Raw genomic sequence first — 15,099 nt, forward strand, 5'->3', positions numbered from 1 at the left:
ACGCTTAGAGTAGAAGCTGCCGTAGAATCGAAAGTGTCGCTGCATCGACCACCCCGTCGACGCGGGACGGACGGAACCGGCGCTGGAACGCCTCCACGACCATATGTGTCAATGGTTCGAAAACGCCTGTGATTTCCACGCCATAACCATACAGCGCCAGCATCGCCTGCACTTCCTCGACGATTTTTCCCCTCCCGCCGGGTCCGATCCACGGACCGCCATGGGCCACCGGTTCGGGCATTTGCACCGCCACCCCCGCCGCCGCCAACCGATCCCACGGAAATTTTTCGCCGGGATCAACCTTGCGACCAGGTGCCACATCCGAATGGGCGAGGATTCGCTCCCGCGCGATGCCGTGGCGCGCCGAAACGCCCGCGCACAGCGCGATCACGGCCTCGATCTGGACATCCGGAAAGTCCGGATAGCCCAGAAAATGGCCGGGATTGACGATCTCGATGCCGATGGAGCGCGAGTTGATGTCGGTCTCGCCCTTCCACGAACTGTGCCCGGCATGCCAGGCACGGTCGCTTTCACGCACCATCTGCACGATCCGACCGTCCTCATGCACGAGATAGTGCGACGAGACCTCGCTCTCTGGATTGCACAGCCAGCTTTCGGCCCCCTCGCCGCTGGCCATTCCAGTGTAGTGCAGGACGATCATGTCCGGGCCGGAGACCCCGATGCGCGAACCGAAATTCGGCGAAACCCTGATTTCCGCGCCGGGCTGATCGGCGGAAAATCCGCTCATGCGGCGACGCGCCCGCGCTCGATCGTTTCATAGGCCGTGTTGAGCGCGGCCATGCGGTCGTTGGCGAGCGCCAGGAATTCCTCGGGCACGCCCCGAGCGATCATCCGGTCGGGATGGTGGTCGGACACGAGGCGCAGGTAGTTGCGGCGCACTTCGTCGAAAGACGCGTCCCGTGAGACCCCCAGAATGGCCCAGGGATCCTTCTCCCCGAGGACGTGACGCGCCAGGATCGCCTCGAAATGCCGGTCGCTGATGGCGAATATCTCGGCGATCCGGCGCAGGAATCTCAGTTCCTTTTCATGAATCAACCCGTCGGCCTTGGCGATGTGGAACAATCCCTCGAGAATGTCCTCAAGCATCCGGCAATCCGGTTGGCCGGAACCGCACAATCCTGCCAGTTGCCCAGCATACACCTCGAAACCGGCCGTATCCGCCATGGCGAGACGGTAGAGTCGCTCGACGTTGCGCCTTTCCTCCTGGGGCATCGAGAAGATGTCCTGAAAGGCGCGGATTTCATCCTGCGTGACGATACCGTCCGCTTTGGCCATCTTCGCGGACAGCGCAATCATCGCCACCGAGAAGGCCACGCGGCGGCGCAGTTCCGGATCGCCCTCGAAAACCGTGCGAACGGCTTCGACGAGGTCGGCTACTCCGCCCGCCGCGCTAGCGGAAATGCGCGCGACGAACTCGCCTATGCGGGCCCAGATAGACATGAAACCTGTCTAAAGTGCTTCGGCCAAAATTGCGAGTACGGCATTTCCAACTCATGCCCTGGCGGGAACGGGATTTCCCGCCTGCCGTCAGACAGCAAAAAAGCCGGGTCATGTCCGGCTTTTCGCTGTCGATTCGTTTCCGATTACTCGACCGGGCGGACATCGTCCGTCGGCTCGAAATCATCGGTGCCGAGAGACCCGTCCGGGACGGCGCCCGTGCTTGTACCGGCATCATCCATCGCGTCGACGTTGGGCGTGATGCTCTGCGTGGTGGTCTGGTCGGCGGGAACGCCATCGCTCTCCGGCACGACGATCACGTTGGTGTCGTCAGCGGGAGCCATCGTCGGGTCGGTCGTCTGCACCTCCGGCTGGATGCTCTGGGTGGTCGTCGTGTCCGAATCGCTGCAAGCCACGAGGCCGAGCAAGGCGATCGACGACACGGAAGCGAGGATGATCCTTTTCATGATGCACTCTCCTTTTGCAAAGCGCGCCAGGCTCAGCGCGCCGTCGGTGGGAAAATGCGCCCGCACCTCGGCGGTTTCTTCAACTCCGATGACCAGATGCAACATTGTGTCAGGCTCGAGCTGCGGTCAGAGACTGGCGGCGCTTCGGGCGGCCTGGTCGTACTGGCCCGACAGCGCCCGCATAAGGGCGGCGGTCCGGCTGATTTCTCCATCCTCGAAGTGCAACGACTTTGCGCTGTCCACGAGAAGCGCTTCCCGCACCTCCCGATATCGCGCGCAAGCCTCGGCGCCTGCCTTCGTCACCTTCACGGTCTTTTCCTTGCCGCGCCGTCCCGTCTCGATCAAGCCCACGGCTTCCAGCTTCTTCAAGGCATAGGAGACCACGTGCGTGTCCTCGATGTTGAGCATCATGCAGAGGTCCGAAAGTGTCTTTTCGCGGCCGCGGTGGTTGCTGGAATGCAGGATCTGAACGTCGAGCGGACCGAGCCCCGCCACTCCGGCCGCGCCCATGCAGCGCACCATCCAGCGCTGGAACGCATTGTTGAGGATGGTCATGGCGAATTCCATCTCCGATAGCGCCGGCATCGCGCCGTCCGCCAGATGCGCCGCCGAAACGACCGGTCCCAGAACGCTGCCTTCACCCGCCAATCAAGCCTCCCCTTCAATGACAAAACGTTGACATTTCGTTGACGTTTTGTCTCCGTTTGCCTTATAGCCTGAAACGCGCAAATCTTCAAACGCAGGCGATTGGGAGACGGCGGATGAGCGACAGGTGGGATTTCTGGGTTGACCGGGGCGGCACCTTCACCGACGTCATCGGACGCGATCCCTCGGGCAGCCTCCATCCACGCAAACTCTTATCGGAAAACCCGGAAGCCTATCGCGATGCCGCCGTGCAGGGAATTCGGGACCTGCTCGGCGTACCGGCCGGCGCGCCTGTTCCGTCGAACCGCATCGGCGACGTCAAGATGGGCACCACGGTCGCAACCAATGCGCTGCTCGAGCGCAAGGGCGACCGTGTGCTTCTGCTCATCACCCGGGGATTTCGCGATGCGTTAAGGATCGCCTATCAGGCGCGACCCGACATCTTCGCCAAAGAGATCATCCTCCCCGAGCAGCTTTACGAACGCGTCATCGAGGTCGAGGAGCGCGTCTGCGCCGACGGCTCGGTGGAAACCATGCCGAGGCTCGACGACGTCAGACCGTTGATCGAGCAGGCCCGCGCCGACGGCATCGAGGCGGTCGCCATCGTCTTCATGCATTCCTGGATCCATCCCGAGCACGAGTTGATGGCAGCGAGCCTTTGCCAAGAAGCGGGCTTCGCCCAGATTTCCGTTAGCCACCGGACCTCGCCGCTGATCAAGCTCGTCGGTCGCGGGGACACAGCTGTCGTCGACGCCTACCTGTCGCCCATCCTGTCGCGCTATGTGAACAGGGTCGCGATGGAACTTGGCGCGGCTCCAGCCTCCCGCACGAATAGTGAGGTCGGCCACCCCCTCAAGCCCAATCTCATGTTCATGATGTCGTCGGGAGGCCTGACCGCCGCCGACCTATTCCAGGGCAAGGACGCATTGTTGTCCGGTCCCGCCGGTGGCGTGGTCGGCATGGTAGAGACGGCGCGGCTTGCCGGCTTCGAGAAGGTCATCGGCTTCGACATGGGTGGAACGTCGACCGACGTCGCACACTATGATGGCGCCTACGAGCGCGCCTTCGACACAGAGGTGGCGGGCGTGCGGGTGCGCGCACCGATGATGCGCATCCATACTGTGGCGGCCGGCGGCGGCTCGATCCTCCATTTTGAGGACGGTCGCTTCCAGGCCGGCCCGGATTCGGCCGGCGCCAATCCGGGTCCCGCTTGCTACCGGCGCGGTGGCCCTCTCGCCGTGACCGACGCCAACGTGATGTTGGGCAAGCTGCAGCCCGATTTTTTCCCGGCGATCTTCGGACCGCACCAGGACCAGCAGCTCGACCGTGACGTCGTGCGCGAGAAATTTGCCGCCATGGCCGCAGTCATCGGAGACGGGCGCTCGGCCGAGGCGGTGGCCGAGGGCTTCATCACCATCGCTGTGGAAAACATGGCCAACGCGATCAAGAAGATCTCCGTGCAGCGCGGCTACGACGTCACCGAGTACCTGCTCAACTGCTTCGGCGGCGCGGGCGGCCAGCATGCCTGCCTCGTCGCCGACGCGCTCGGCATGGAGGCCGTGCTCGTCCACCCATTCTCCGGCCTGCTGTCGGCCTATGGCATAGGCCTCGCCACCCTCTACGCCTCGCGCCAGCACGCATTGCTCAAGCCGCTGGCCGAGCAGACCCTGCCCGAAATCCGCATGCTAACGGAAGGCCTGCGGCAGGCCGTCTTCGCCGAACTACGTGGCCAGGGCATCGCCAAAGACGAGATTGCCTGGCGTCCGATCCTCCAGGTCCGCTACGATGGGACCGATACCGCGATCTCCGTAGACTTCGACGATTTTTCCATCCCCAACGCCAAGGACGCCTTCGAGGCCGCGCACAAGGCACAATTCGGCTTCGTCTACGACAACAAGCCGATGATTATAGAGGCAATCAGCGTAGAAGGCACCGACACGCGCAATTCGGGCAGAGGCGAGATCCACCACGAGACATCGGATCGCCCGCCAACCTCGTCGGAAACCCGCGACGTCTTCTGCGATGGCGAATGGCGTGAGGCCGGCGTCTTCCGCCGCCAGCACCTCTTCCCGGGCGCGAAAGTCTCCGGCCCGGCGCTGATCGTCGAAAGCCATCAGACCATCGTGGTCGAACCTGGCTGGCAGGCCGAGATCACCGCCAAGGACCACGTCCTGCTGCGCCGCGTCGAGCGCAAAGCGCGCGCGGCTGCGCTTGGCACAATGGCAGACCCGGTCATGCTCGAGGTCTTCAACAATTTGTTCATGTCGATTGCCGAGCAGATGGGCGTGACGCTGCAGAACACCGCCTACTCCGTCAACATCAAGGAACGGCTCGACTTTTCCTGCGCCGTCTTTGACGCAACCGGCGCACTTGTCGCAAACGCCCCCCACATGCCTGTCCATCTCGGTTCCATGGATCGCTCCGTCGAGACAATCATACGGTTGAATGCCGGCGACGTGCATCCCGGCGACGTCTTCGCCCTCAACGCTCCCTACAACGGTGGAACACACCTGCCCGACATCACCGTGGTAACACCGGTGTTCGATCTGGAAGACCCCGCATCCTCGTCCATCGAGGCTCCGCTTCGCTCCGTACCTCAGGATGAGGATGCGGGGGGGACGGCGCATGAGGATGTCCGGGCGACGACGTCTCGGTACCCTCATCCTAAGGTGCGAGCACAGCAAGCCTCAAAGAACGAGGGGACCGAGCAGCGCAGGATCCTCTTCTGGGTCGCTTCGCGCGGACACCATGCCGATGTCGGCGGCACCGCACCGGGTTCGATGACTCCGCTCGCCACGACGGTCGACGAAGAAGGCGTGCTGTTCGACAATTTCCGTCTCGTGGAGCGCGGCCGCTTCCGCGAGGCCGAGTTGCACCATCTCCTCACCGACCATCCGTGGCCGGCGCGGAACCCGCATCAGAACATTGCAGACTTGAAGGCGCAGATCGCGGCAAACGAGAAGGGCGTGGCCGAACTCCGCAAGATGATCGCCCATTTCGGGCTCCCCGTCGTCGAGGCCTACATGGGCCACGTCCAGGACAATGCGGCCGAGAGCGTGCGGCGCGTGCTGGAGCGCCTGCCCGATGCGTCCGAATACGAATACCCGACCGACACCGGACAAGTCATCAAGGTGAAGATCACGGTCGACCGTGCCGCCCGCAAGGCGACAGTCGACTTCACCGGAACCTCGCCGATGATGAAGAACAATTTCAACGCGCCTGAACCGGTGGCCCGTGCCGCCGTGCTCTATGCCTTCCGCGTCATGGTCGAGGGACAGATCCCGATGAATGCCGGCTGCCTCCGGCCGATCGACATCATCATCCCCGAGGGCTGCATGCTGCGTCCGACCTACCCGGCAGCAGTCGTGGCCGGTAACGTCGAGACGTCGCAGCACGTGACCAACGCCTTGTTCGGGGCGATGGGCGCCCTCGCCAACGCGCAAGGCACGATGAACAACCTGACTTTCGGCAACGAGAAATACCAGTATTACGAGACGATCTGCTCGGGCTCGCCCGCCGGCCGCATGAATGACGGCCGAGGCTTCGCCGGCACGTCCGGCGTCCACGTCCACATGACCAACTCACGACTGACAGACCCTGAGATCCTTGAACTGCGCTTTCCCGTACTGCTGGAAGATTTCCATATCCGCAAAGGTTCGGGGGGCAAGGGCAAATGGAACGCGGGCGACGGCACGAGCCGCACCATCCGCTTCCTCGAAACCATGGAATGCGCGATCCTGTCCTCGCATCGCGGCCGCCCGCCCGAGGGTCTGGACGGCGGCGGTGCCGGCGAGGTCGGACGGACCGAGGTGCGCCGGATGGACGGCACGGTCGAGACGCTGAAGGCCTGCGATCAGACGGTTGTGCAGGCCGGCGAGGCGGTGATCGTCACCACGCCGACGAGCGGCGGTTTCGGACATCGCTGAGACGCGGGCATGCAAGCGGCAGGGCCGTGTCCTTGAGCAAACGCCGGTGCGCCGCGCGACGGCGTTTTCGCCGCCCGGTTCATCAGACAAGACAGGAATGCGTTCGAAGACGTCGCCAGCGCTAGGAGGTGTCAGGCGCGTAAGGCGACCACGCGCGGGGCGTGCCAAGGCCGGAAAGGACGCGCGACACGCGACCGCGCACAGCGACGTCATGGCTGGCCAGCCAGCCATCGAGATCGTCGAAGCAGTTCTCCGGCAGCAGCAGCGCGCCCAGCATCGCCGCCAGCATGCGCAAGCGACAGGCGAGGATCGCAGCGTCCGCCGGCCCGCTGCCTCCCTCCGGTTCGTCCTCGAAGCATGAGGCCCAGTCCCACCCCGTCGTCTCCGCGAGGTGGTCGAACACCACGCCCTCGGCATGGCGCAGGATGGCGAGAACCAGCCAGCGGACCGGAAGCGAGCGGCCGGCGGCGCACTCGGCCAGCATGGCGAACGAAACGAGCCGCGCAATGATGCGCCTCAGCGTCCTTTCGTCCAGCCCGATGTCCATGTCCGCCCCTCCAAAACCAGCGGCCATTGTGGGGCGGGTTCGTTGGGACGTGGATGGATTTCGTAAAAAATTTCGATTCCAATGAACTGGAGTGGTGTTCTTTCCGTCGCGTCGTTTGACGGCGACGGTATATCAGGCAGTTGACGACCAGTCCTCGAAAATGCCCCGCTCTCGAATGGTGGAAAGCACGTCGGCAAGGCTTTCATCCAAGCTGCGGTTGGAGGTGTCGACATGGATCGTCGCCTGGCCGTAGAGCGCCTCGCGGCTTGTGAGGATGGTGCGCAGTTCCTCCATGGCGGACGGATTGCCGGCCATCGGCCGGGTGTCACCCTGGGCGCGCACGCGGGCCATGTGCTCCTCGGGCTGCGCCTTGAGCCAGACTGTGTGGTAGTGGCGCAGCAGGTAGTTGAAGGTTTCGGGCTCCGAGACGATACCGCCGGCTACCGCCAGCACGAGCGCGTCGCTGGTCGCCACGATGCGCTCGACCGACTGGCGTTCGAGACGGCGGTAGCCCTCTTGGCCGTAGAGCGCCATGACCTCGTTGACCGGCATGCCGCTCGCCTGCTCGATCTCGGCGTTCAACTCCATGAAGGGCACGCCGAGCCGGTCGGCGGCGAACCGCCCGAGCGTCGACTTGCCCGCCCCGCGCAGGCCGATGAAGGCGATGCGCCGGCCGCGCCGCAGCGCGGGGTGCTCGGGATCAAGGATTTCGAGCACCTTCTGGCGCTGCTCGGCGGTGGCGCCGCGATAGAGCCCCATCACCATCATGACGTCGGAGTTCCAGGGGTCGTCGGCTCCGACCAGCCATTCGATCCGGTGGTCGAGCGCCGCGGCCACGCGCCGCAACAGCACGATCGAGATGTTGCCCTCGCCGCCTTCTAGCTGCGCCAGATAGCGCTGCGAAACACCCGAGATTTCCGACAGGCGCTTGCGCGAGATGCCCTTGCGGGCGCGCGCCGTGCGGACGCGTTCCCCCACCATCGCCAAGAGCGCGCCGTTGGCCGCGTCCTCGGGAAGGAAGGTTTCGGGTCGCGTGACCCGGCCGTCGAAGCTGACGATCTCGTCCATCCGCACACTGCCATCCTGCAATATGCATTATAATGCATATTGCTTCGTCAATTGCAACATATCCTCAGTCAGTAGGTCTCGACGTGATAGCGCCCGGAATTGCGCATGCCGTCGCGGATCGTACGCCAGTTGAGCCCCGCGCCGCGCGCGATGTCCTCGAAAGCGCTTTCGACGCCGATCTCCATCGCCTTCAGCCCGCAGACATAGACATGGGTGTTTTCTGACGCCAGCAGCGCCGCGATGCGGTCCTTCTCGGCGCGCATCCGATCCTGGACGTATTCCTTCGGACGGCCCTCGACGCGGCTGAAGACGAGATGCTTCGTCAAAATCGCATCCGGAACCTTGTTCAGCGGTCCGAAATAGGGCAGCGAATCGGGCGTGCGCGCGCCGAAGATCAAGGTCATGCCCCCCGACGGACCATTGAGGGTGCGCTGGCGCCGCATGGTGAAGCCGCGGAACGGCGCGGATCCCGTGCCGGTGCAGATCATCAGGGTGTTGGCCTGCGGGTCATTCGGCATCAAAAAGGTCGAGCCAAAGGGGCCAGTGAGCCGCACCTGGTCGCCGCGCGTCAAGTCGCAGACATAGTTCGAGGCAAGGCCGTTCGGCTCGCGCTTGACGGTGAGCGACAGGTTGTTGGTGTTCGGCCGCTCGCCGTCGCGCGGCGAGGAGATCGAATAGAGCCGCATGCGGTGCGGCCGGCCGTTCGCGTCGACGCCCGGCGGCGCGATGCCGACGCTCTGGCCTTCCAGCACCGGAAACGGCGTCGAGCCGAGATCGAGGATGATGTGGCGCACGTCGGCATCCGCTGTCTCGGCGGTCAGCCGATAGTTGCCCTGGACGGCGGCGATCGCCGGATTGGCGCTGGTGAAGAGATTGACGCTCGGCTTCGCAGCCGAGGCCGGGGCCTTCGCGGCGCCGCCAGCGCCCGCATGCGCCTCGGCGAGCAAGGCCGCCACCTCGTCGTCGAAGGCCTCGATGACCCCCGACGCGCCCTCGCCCGCCGCCGCGAACTCCTCCTGCGGCGGCAGTTCCATCCAGGAGAGCTGTTCCCCGAGCGTGTAGGGCGTCGTCACGACGCGCCAGTTGTCGATGGAGCCCGTCGGACACGGCGCGATGCAGTTCATGCAGAAATTGCATAGCGCGGCGTCGACCACGACGTTGTTCTCGTCATGGGTGATGGCATCGACCGGGCACGCCTCCTCGCAGGTGTGGCAGCGGATGCAGATCTCGGGATCGATCAGATGTTGCTTGACGGGTGCGTTCATGGGTCGGCTCGCTTTGGTCCATCGCAATGGTCCGCATACGAGGGGTCGGGCGCTTACCCCAACTCCCGCATGCGCGGTGTCTGGGGCATACCCCCACCCCTTACCCCTCCCCACAAGGGAGAGGGAGACGTGAGACGTCGGCGCCCCCTCCCCCTTGTAGGGAGGGTAAGGGTGGGGGTAGGTCCGGGCGATTGGCGGGTCATCCGGACCGACCTCCCTCACGCCATGTGAAGTTGCACGTATTCGAAGTCGCCCGGCTTGTTGTCGATGCCGACGCGCGGCGGGGCGATCCAGCCGGCATACTGGCCAGGCTCAGAGCATGGCACCATCAGCGAGGAGATGTAGTCGCCATCGGCCTTCGACGGCAGCCACTCGTCCTTGCGCCGCTCGAACTCAGCCGCAGAAAGGAGTTCGCCATCGGGCGTCATGCGCACGGACGAGAACACGCCGATGTTGCGGTGGAAGCCCGGGTGCGGAAGCTTCAACTCGAAAGGCACGCCGATCTTGGCGATCGCCGCGTTCCAGCGCTTCAGCCCGCCGGCCGCATCGGCGATGTAGTCGTCACGCAGCCGCATGTTGATGGCAGAGAGCGCCGGCACCTCGACCGTCACCACCTTGCCGTCGACGAGCTGGACGACGGGATAGGTGGACTTCTGGAGCCGGTGATCGTCGTCGATCTTCGTTTCCTGGTAGCGCCCCTTGATTCCGGCGTTGAAGGCGTTGGCGGCGTTGGTGGAGACCTCCTGGCCGAACAGGTCGAGCGACAGCGTATAATGCAGGTTCAGCTTCTTCTGGATCGTCGGCAGGTCGATGACGCCGAGCGCGCGCACGGCCTGGATGTCGTAGGGATCCTCGATGTTGGCCTCTTTCATCGCCTCGCAGGTACGCTGGATGACGCGGCCGACGCCGGTCTCGCCGACGAACATGTGGTGCGCCTCTTCCGTCAGCATGAAGCGGCAGGTGCGCGACAGCGGATCGAAGCCCGACTGGGCGAGCGATTCCAGCTGCATCTTGCCGTCACGGTCGGTGAAGTAGGTGAACATGAAGAAGGAGAGCCAGTCCGGCGTCGCCTCGTTGAAGGCGCCGAGCATACGCGGCGCTTCCTCGGAACCGGACGAACGGCGCAGCAGGTCGTCGGCCTCCTCGCGGCCATCGGCGCCGAAATATTTCTGCAGCAGGTAGACCATCGCCCAGAGATGCCGACCTTCCTCGACATTGACCTGGAACAGGTTGCGCATGTCGTAAAGCGAGGGCGCGGTCATGCCGAGATGGCGCTGCTGTTCGACCGAGGCAGGCTCGGTGTCGCCCTGGATGACAATCAGGCGCTTGAGCATGTTGCGATACTCACCCGGCACCTCCTGCCAGGCCGGCTGGCCAACATGCTCGCCACACGGAATGCGGCGATCCTCGACCTGCGGAGCGAGCAGGATGCCCCAGCGGTATTCCGGCATCCGTACATAGTCGAACTTGGCCCAGCCCTTGGGATCGACCGAGATCGCGGTGCGCAGGTAGACCAGCGATTCCTGGAATTTCTGCGGGATAAGGTCGTTCCACCAGTTGATATAGCCCGGATGCCACTTCTCCAACGCCTTCAGAACGCGCTTGTCGGAAGACAGGCCGACATTGTTCGGGATCTGGGTGTCGTAGGAGACGTTGATCAGGTCGGCCATGAGGTTCCTCCGGGGTGGCGGGTATTGGGATGGCGAGTAGCGAACGGCGAATGGCGAGTAGGAAACGCAATTCGCCATTCGCCATTCGCTACACTCTCTTCATATCGTATTCGCCGCGCACGCCTGTGCCGTAGCGCTTGAGCGCGCCAGTCTCGCCGACCGCGTTGGGGCGCTGGAAGATCCAGTTCTGCCAGGCAGTGAGTCGGCCGAAGATGCGCGTTTCCATGGTTTCCGGGCCGGGGAAGCGCAAATTGGCCTCCATCCCGGTCATGGCGTCGGGCGAAAACGAGGCACGTTCCTCGAGGAAGATGCGCACCTCGTCCTCCCAGTCGATGTCGTCGAAGCAGAAGGTGACGAGGCCGAGTTCGTTGGCGGCGGCGGCGTCCAGCGCCTCGCCGGCGCGGGCCTTCGCCTCGTCGACCTTGTGCGGGTCGCCGAGGAAGCGGGTCTGCAGCCGCGTCAGGTCGTTCGACATCGGGTAGAGACCGAAATTGCCCTCCGTCAGCGTGATGGTGGCGACCGGGCGGTTGTCACCCTCGAAGTCGCCCTCGGCCATGTAGCAACGGTCGACGGCGAAAAGCAGTTCGGCCAGCATGCCGACGAAACAGGAGCCCGGTTCGACCAGCGCGACCAGCGAACGCGAGGTCAGGTCGACGCGCTTCAGGACGCGCTTCCAGTAGAGCAGTATCTCGTGCGCCAGCCAGTCGGCGCGGTTGGCGATCAGGAACGCCTCCTGCGCGGCGACCAGGGCGGGATCGCCCTGCGCGCGGAAGACGAGCACGCCGATCTCCAGCTCGTTGTTCCTGAGATGCAGGATGGCGTCGTCGAGTTCGCGCGCCGCCCGCAGCACCCAGGCGGACGCGCCCTGCGCATGCAGCGCCTCGACGCTCTCGGGGCCGGCATGCGTCGGCCCGTGGATGGTGACACGGCCGATGCGCTTGGGACGATCGATCTCCACCTCCACGCTCGAATAGGTGACCGAGCCGTCCTCGCCGAAGCGGCGGTCGAGCGGGGTGAGCGCGATGCCCTTGGCGTCCGACGGACGGGAGGACTTCGCGGCGAATTCCTTCGCACGGGCGGCGACCGTCTCGTCGAACTTCGAATTGGCGACGACCTCGTCGACCAGCTTCCAGTCCTTGGCGCGCTTGCCCCTGATCCCCTCCTCGATGGAGCAGAACACGTCGGCATGATCGCGCCGCACCTTGCGTTTGTCGGTGACGCGGGTCAGCCCGCCGGTGCCCGGCAGGACGGCCAGCAGCGGCACCTCCGGCAGCGCCACGGAGGACGTGCCGTCGTCGGTCAGGATAATGTGGTCGCAGGCAAGCGCCAGTTCATAGCCGCCGCCGGCGCAGGCGCCGCGCACAGCGGCGATATAGAACTGGCCCGACTCGGCGCCGGCTGCCTCGAAGGTATTGCGGGTCTCGTTGGTGAACTTGCAGAAATTGACCTTGTGGGCGTGGGTGGCGCCACCGAGCATACGGATGTTGGCGCCGGCGCAAAAGACGCGTTCCTTGCCCGACTGGAGCACGACCGCCTTCACCTCGGGATGCTCGAAGCGCATGCGTTGCACGACGTCGGCGAGCTCGATGTCGACGCCGAGATCGTAGGAGTTGAGCTTCAGCTCGTAGCCGTCGAACAGCCCACCCGCCTCGTCGACGTCCATGCTGAGATAGGCAATCTCGCCCTCATAGCGGATCTTCCAGTGCCGGTACTTTGACGGGTCGGTCTGGAAATCGATCACCCTGGCCACATCCAACTCCTTGGAAACCCGAGCAAGACGCATCATAGTGCATTATCATGCGCTTCGATAGCCCGCATTATTGTCGATAAGAGCTATTTCGCCGAATTATCGGTATCATCGAGCGGGCATACGTAATATATTGCATCTAACTGCTCAGACTCAGCACCGGCCGCGTCGCGATCAGCGCGGACAGCTCGTTGCCGGCATGGGCCTCGATGCGCAGCGCAAAGCCGCAAATGGCGGCGAGCACTTGCCCGGGCTCGATGCCCATCAATGGCGCAGCGCCGGCTTCAGCCAACCGCAGACGGGCATCGCGGATCAGCCTGAGGGTAGCGCGCTGGCGCTCCATGCGCAGCTTCAGGCAGGCATTGGCAAGTTGGATCAGTCCTTGGACGAGATGGCGCTCGGCGCTGTTGGGCGCAGCGCCGGCCCAGACAGGCTCCCAGACCTCATGCGCTTCCCAGAAAAAGCCGCCGCCATAGAGCTGGAAACCATAGCACCAGGCCTCGTTGACCTGCCAGGCCGCCGGATCGGTACGGGCCTGTGCGCGATCGGCGATCGTGATGAACAGCCCCTCTTCCGGCCGGGGGTCTCGGCCGGGTACGAAGGCGGTCGCGGGCAACGGCCAACTGGCAACCGCCGCAGTCTGGTGCGGCCGGGGCGGCGCCGTCATGCCGTCTCGGCCTTCGCCGCCTCGATGCGGTCGAGCCGCTTCAGATAGTCGACGAGAAGCGCCAGCGTCTTCTCGGGTTGCTCGACATGGGGCCCGTGGCCGCAATCGGCGAGCATCGCGACGTCGACCGGATTGTAGCTTTGGGTCTCCAGCGCCTCGATCTGGGCGCGCGTGCCATACTGATCGTCCACGCCCTGGATCGCCAGCACCGGCACCCGGATATACGCGATCACCTCCTCGATGTTCCAATCCTTGAAGGCGGGATCGAGCCAGGCATCCGCCCAGCCGAAAAAGGCGTTGTCGACGTCCTTGTGGTACTTGCCGAGACGCGCCCGCAGCTCGCCCGTCTCGTAGGCCGCGCGCGCCGTCTCGATCGAGGCGAGCCCCACCTTCTCGGTGAAGAAGTGCGGCGCCATCAGCACCAACCCGCGCACCCGGTGGTCCTGCACCGAGCCGCCATAGATGGCGGCGATCGAGGCGCCGTCGGAATGGCCGACCAGCACGCCGGAGCGAAAACCGATGGCGTCCAGCACCTTCGGTAGGGCGTCGACGGCTTCGCTAGTCATGTAGTCCAGCGGGCGCGGCAGGATGGCCGGGTCCGACTGGCCATAACCGCGGCGTGAAAATGCAAAGACGCCGTAGCCGGTCACCCGTGCGAGCTTCTCCGGAAAATCGCGCCAGAGGGCTATGGAGCCGAGGCCCTCGTGCAGCAGAACGACGGTGGGCGCGCTGTCCGGAGCGGGGCCGAAGCAGCGGCCCTCGAGTTTCACCTCATCAATGTCGAGCGTCAGGATCTTGCCGTCGTTCCACATGATGTCACGCCCCTTCCCTGAGCTTGAACCGCTGCACCTTGCCGGTCGCCGTTTTCGGCAGGTCCGGCACGATCTCGATCCAGCGCGGATACTTCCACGCGCCCACCTTGCCCTTGACGTGCTCCTTCAGCACCTCCGGCAGGTTCTCGGGCGCGTGGCCGTTCTTGAGAACGACGAAAGCGCGTGGTTTTTCGAGGCCTGACTCGTCCTTGTGCGCGACGACAGCGGCCTCCAGCACGTCGGGGTGCGAAACCAGTGCCTGCTCGACCTCGAAGGGCGAAACCCAGATGCCCGACACCTTGAACATGTCATCGGTGCGACCACAGTAGACGAAACGGCCGTCCGCGGCGCGCTCGTACTTGTCGCCGGTGCGGGTCCATCGTCCCTCGAATGTCGAGCGGCTCTTGTCGCGCTGGTTCCAGTAGCCGTCTGCGGCGGACGGCCCGTCGACCAGCAACTCACCAACTTCGCCCTCGCCCACTTCGCCACCGGCCTCGTCGACGAGCCTTACCCGGTAACCAGGAACCGGGACACCCGAAGTACCGTAGACAATGTTGCCCGGTGCGTTGGAGAGGAAGATATGCAGCATCTCTGTGGATCCGACGCCGTCGAGGATGTCGGCGCCGGTCTGCGCCTTCCAACGGCTGCCGATCTCGGCCGGTAGCGCCTCGCCCGCCGACACGCAGATCCTCAGCCGGTCGAGCCCTCGCGGCGTCACCTTCTCCATATGGGCGACCATGCCCGCATAGAGCGTCGGAACGCCGTATGTACGACTCGGAGACATGGGTGACAGTTTGTACCTAAGACATGGGTGACAACCTCGTGCC

The 15,099-nt window shown here is 64.5% G+C and carries 13 protein-coding genes; 1 reads left to right on the plus strand and 12 read right to left on the minus strand.

Annotation, left to right across the window (positions count from 1 at the left end; translation table 11 throughout):
- Positions 1-4: 4 nt before the first annotated feature.
- From EJC49_RS12985 to EJC49_RS13000, 4 genes are all read right to left on the minus strand, one after another.
- Entirely contained in the window at positions 5-748 is a 744-nt protein-coding gene (locus EJC49_RS12985) for a peptidoglycan recognition protein family protein (RefSeq protein WP_126700363.1), read from the minus strand.
- A complete protein-coding gene (locus EJC49_RS12990; RefSeq protein WP_126700364.1) occupies positions 745-1,461 on the minus strand; it encodes a J domain-containing protein in 717 nt (238 codons plus the stop codon). Before EJC49_RS12990 ends, EJC49_RS12985 begins: the two co-directional genes overlap by 4 nt.
- A 143-nt stretch (positions 1,462-1,604) precedes the next feature.
- Positions 1,605-1,925 carry a hypothetical protein gene (locus EJC49_RS12995; RefSeq protein WP_126700365.1) on the minus strand — a complete coding sequence of 107 codons (321 nt, stop codon included), beginning with the start codon at positions 1,923-1,925 and terminating at the stop codon, positions 1,605-1,607.
- 126 nt (positions 1,926-2,051) lie between these two features.
- Positions 2,052-2,573, minus strand: a complete 522-nt coding sequence (locus EJC49_RS13000) for a winged helix DNA-binding protein (RefSeq protein WP_245453388.1) — start codon at positions 2,571-2,573, stop codon at positions 2,052-2,054.
- Between the two features lie 113 nt (positions 2,574-2,686).
- On the opposite strand from EJC49_RS13000, the gene EJC49_RS13005 reads away from it, so the two are divergent.
- Positions 2,687-6,496 carry a hydantoinase B/oxoprolinase family protein gene (locus EJC49_RS13005; protein ID WP_126700366.1) on the plus strand — a complete coding sequence of 1,270 codons (3,810 nt, stop codon included), beginning with the start codon at positions 2,687-2,689 and terminating at the stop codon, positions 6,494-6,496.
- 121 nt (positions 6,497-6,617) lie between these two features.
- On the opposite strand, the gene EJC49_RS13010 is transcribed toward EJC49_RS13005, so the two are convergent.
- From EJC49_RS13010 to EJC49_RS13045, 8 genes are all read right to left on the minus strand, one after another.
- Complete coding sequence (locus tag EJC49_RS13010; RefSeq protein ID WP_126700367.1) at positions 6,618-7,043, minus strand: hypothetical protein; 426 nt, start codon at positions 7,041-7,043, stop codon at positions 6,618-6,620.
- Between the two features lie 132 nt (positions 7,044-7,175).
- Complete coding sequence (locus EJC49_RS13015; protein WP_126700368.1) at positions 7,176-8,111, minus strand: helix-turn-helix transcriptional regulator; 936 nt, start codon at positions 8,109-8,111, stop codon at positions 7,176-7,178.
- A gap of 68 nt (positions 8,112-8,179) precedes the next feature.
- On the minus strand, positions 8,180-9,376 hold the full coding sequence (gene boxA, locus EJC49_RS13020; protein WP_126700369.1) for a benzoyl-CoA 2,3-epoxidase subunit BoxA: 1,197 nt from the start codon (positions 9,374-9,376) through the stop codon (positions 8,180-8,182).
- 218 nt (positions 9,377-9,594) lie between these two features.
- Positions 9,595-11,046: a benzoyl-CoA 2,3-epoxidase subunit BoxB gene (gene boxB / locus EJC49_RS13025; protein WP_126700370.1), complete on the minus strand. Its 1,452-nt coding sequence runs from the start codon at positions 11,044-11,046 to the stop codon at positions 9,595-9,597.
- A gap of 88 nt (positions 11,047-11,134) precedes the next feature.
- Complete coding sequence (gene boxC, locus EJC49_RS13030) at positions 11,135-12,829, minus strand: 2,3-epoxybenzoyl-CoA dihydrolase (RefSeq protein ID WP_126700375.1); 1,695 nt, start codon at positions 12,827-12,829, stop codon at positions 11,135-11,137.
- A 103-nt stretch (positions 12,830-12,932) separates the two neighbouring features.
- Positions 12,933-13,460, minus strand: a complete 528-nt coding sequence (locus EJC49_RS13035) for a DUF309 domain-containing protein (RefSeq protein WP_126700371.1) — start codon at positions 13,458-13,460, stop codon at positions 12,933-12,935.
- Entirely contained in the window at positions 13,457-14,272 is an 816-nt protein-coding gene (locus EJC49_RS13040) for an alpha/beta fold hydrolase (protein ID WP_126700372.1), read from the minus strand. Before EJC49_RS13040 ends, EJC49_RS13035 begins: the two co-directional genes overlap by 4 nt.
- Before the next feature lie 4 nt (positions 14,273-14,276).
- A partial coding sequence (locus EJC49_RS13045) for a benzoate-CoA ligase family protein (protein WP_126700373.1) occupies positions 14,277-15,099 on the minus strand: 823 nt, incomplete at its 5' end.

This window comes from Aquibium carbonis (assembly GCF_003970795.1).
GTDB classification, from domain to species: Bacteria; Pseudomonadota; Alphaproteobacteria; order Rhizobiales; family Rhizobiaceae; genus Aquibium; species Aquibium carbonis.

Excerpts from the sequence above, each read along its gene's own strand:
- EJC49_RS12985 (WP_126700363.1), bottom strand. The coding sequence starts at position 748 with ATGAGCGGATTTTCCGCCGATCAGCCCGGCGCGGAAATCAGGGTTTCG.
- EJC49_RS12990 (WP_126700364.1), bottom strand. The coding sequence starts at position 1,461 with ATGTCTATCTGGGCCCGCATAGGCGAGTTCGTCGCGCGCATTTCCGCT.
- EJC49_RS12995 (WP_126700365.1), bottom strand. The coding sequence starts at position 1,925 with ATGAAAAGGATCATCCTCGCTTCCGTGTCGTCGATCGCCTTGCTCGGC.
- EJC49_RS13005 (WP_126700366.1), top strand. The coding sequence starts at position 2,687 with ATGAGCGACAGGTGGGATTTCTGGGTTGACCGGGGCGGCACCTTCACC.
- EJC49_RS13010 (WP_126700367.1), bottom strand. The coding sequence starts at position 7,043 with ATGGACATCGGGCTGGACGAAAGGACGCTGAGGCGCATCATTGCGCGG.
- EJC49_RS13015 (WP_126700368.1), bottom strand. The coding sequence starts at position 8,111 with ATGGACGAGATCGTCAGCTTCGACGGCCGGGTCACGCGACCCGAAACC.
- boxA (WP_126700369.1), bottom strand. The coding sequence starts at position 9,376 with ATGAACGCACCCGTCAAGCAACATCTGATCGATCCCGAGATCTGCATC.
- boxB (WP_126700370.1), bottom strand. The coding sequence starts at position 11,046 with ATGGCCGACCTGATCAACGTCTCCTACGACACCCAGATCCCGAACAAT.
- boxC (WP_126700375.1), bottom strand. The coding sequence starts at position 12,829 with ATGCGTCTTGCTCGGGTTTCCAAGGAGTTGGATGTGGCCAGGGTGATC.
- EJC49_RS13035 (WP_126700371.1), bottom strand. The coding sequence starts at position 13,460 with ATGACGGCGCCGCCCCGGCCGCACCAGACTGCGGCGGTTGCCAGTTGG.
- EJC49_RS13040 (WP_126700372.1), bottom strand. The coding sequence starts at position 14,272 with ATGTGGAACGACGGCAAGATCCTGACGCTCGACATTGATGAGGTGAAA.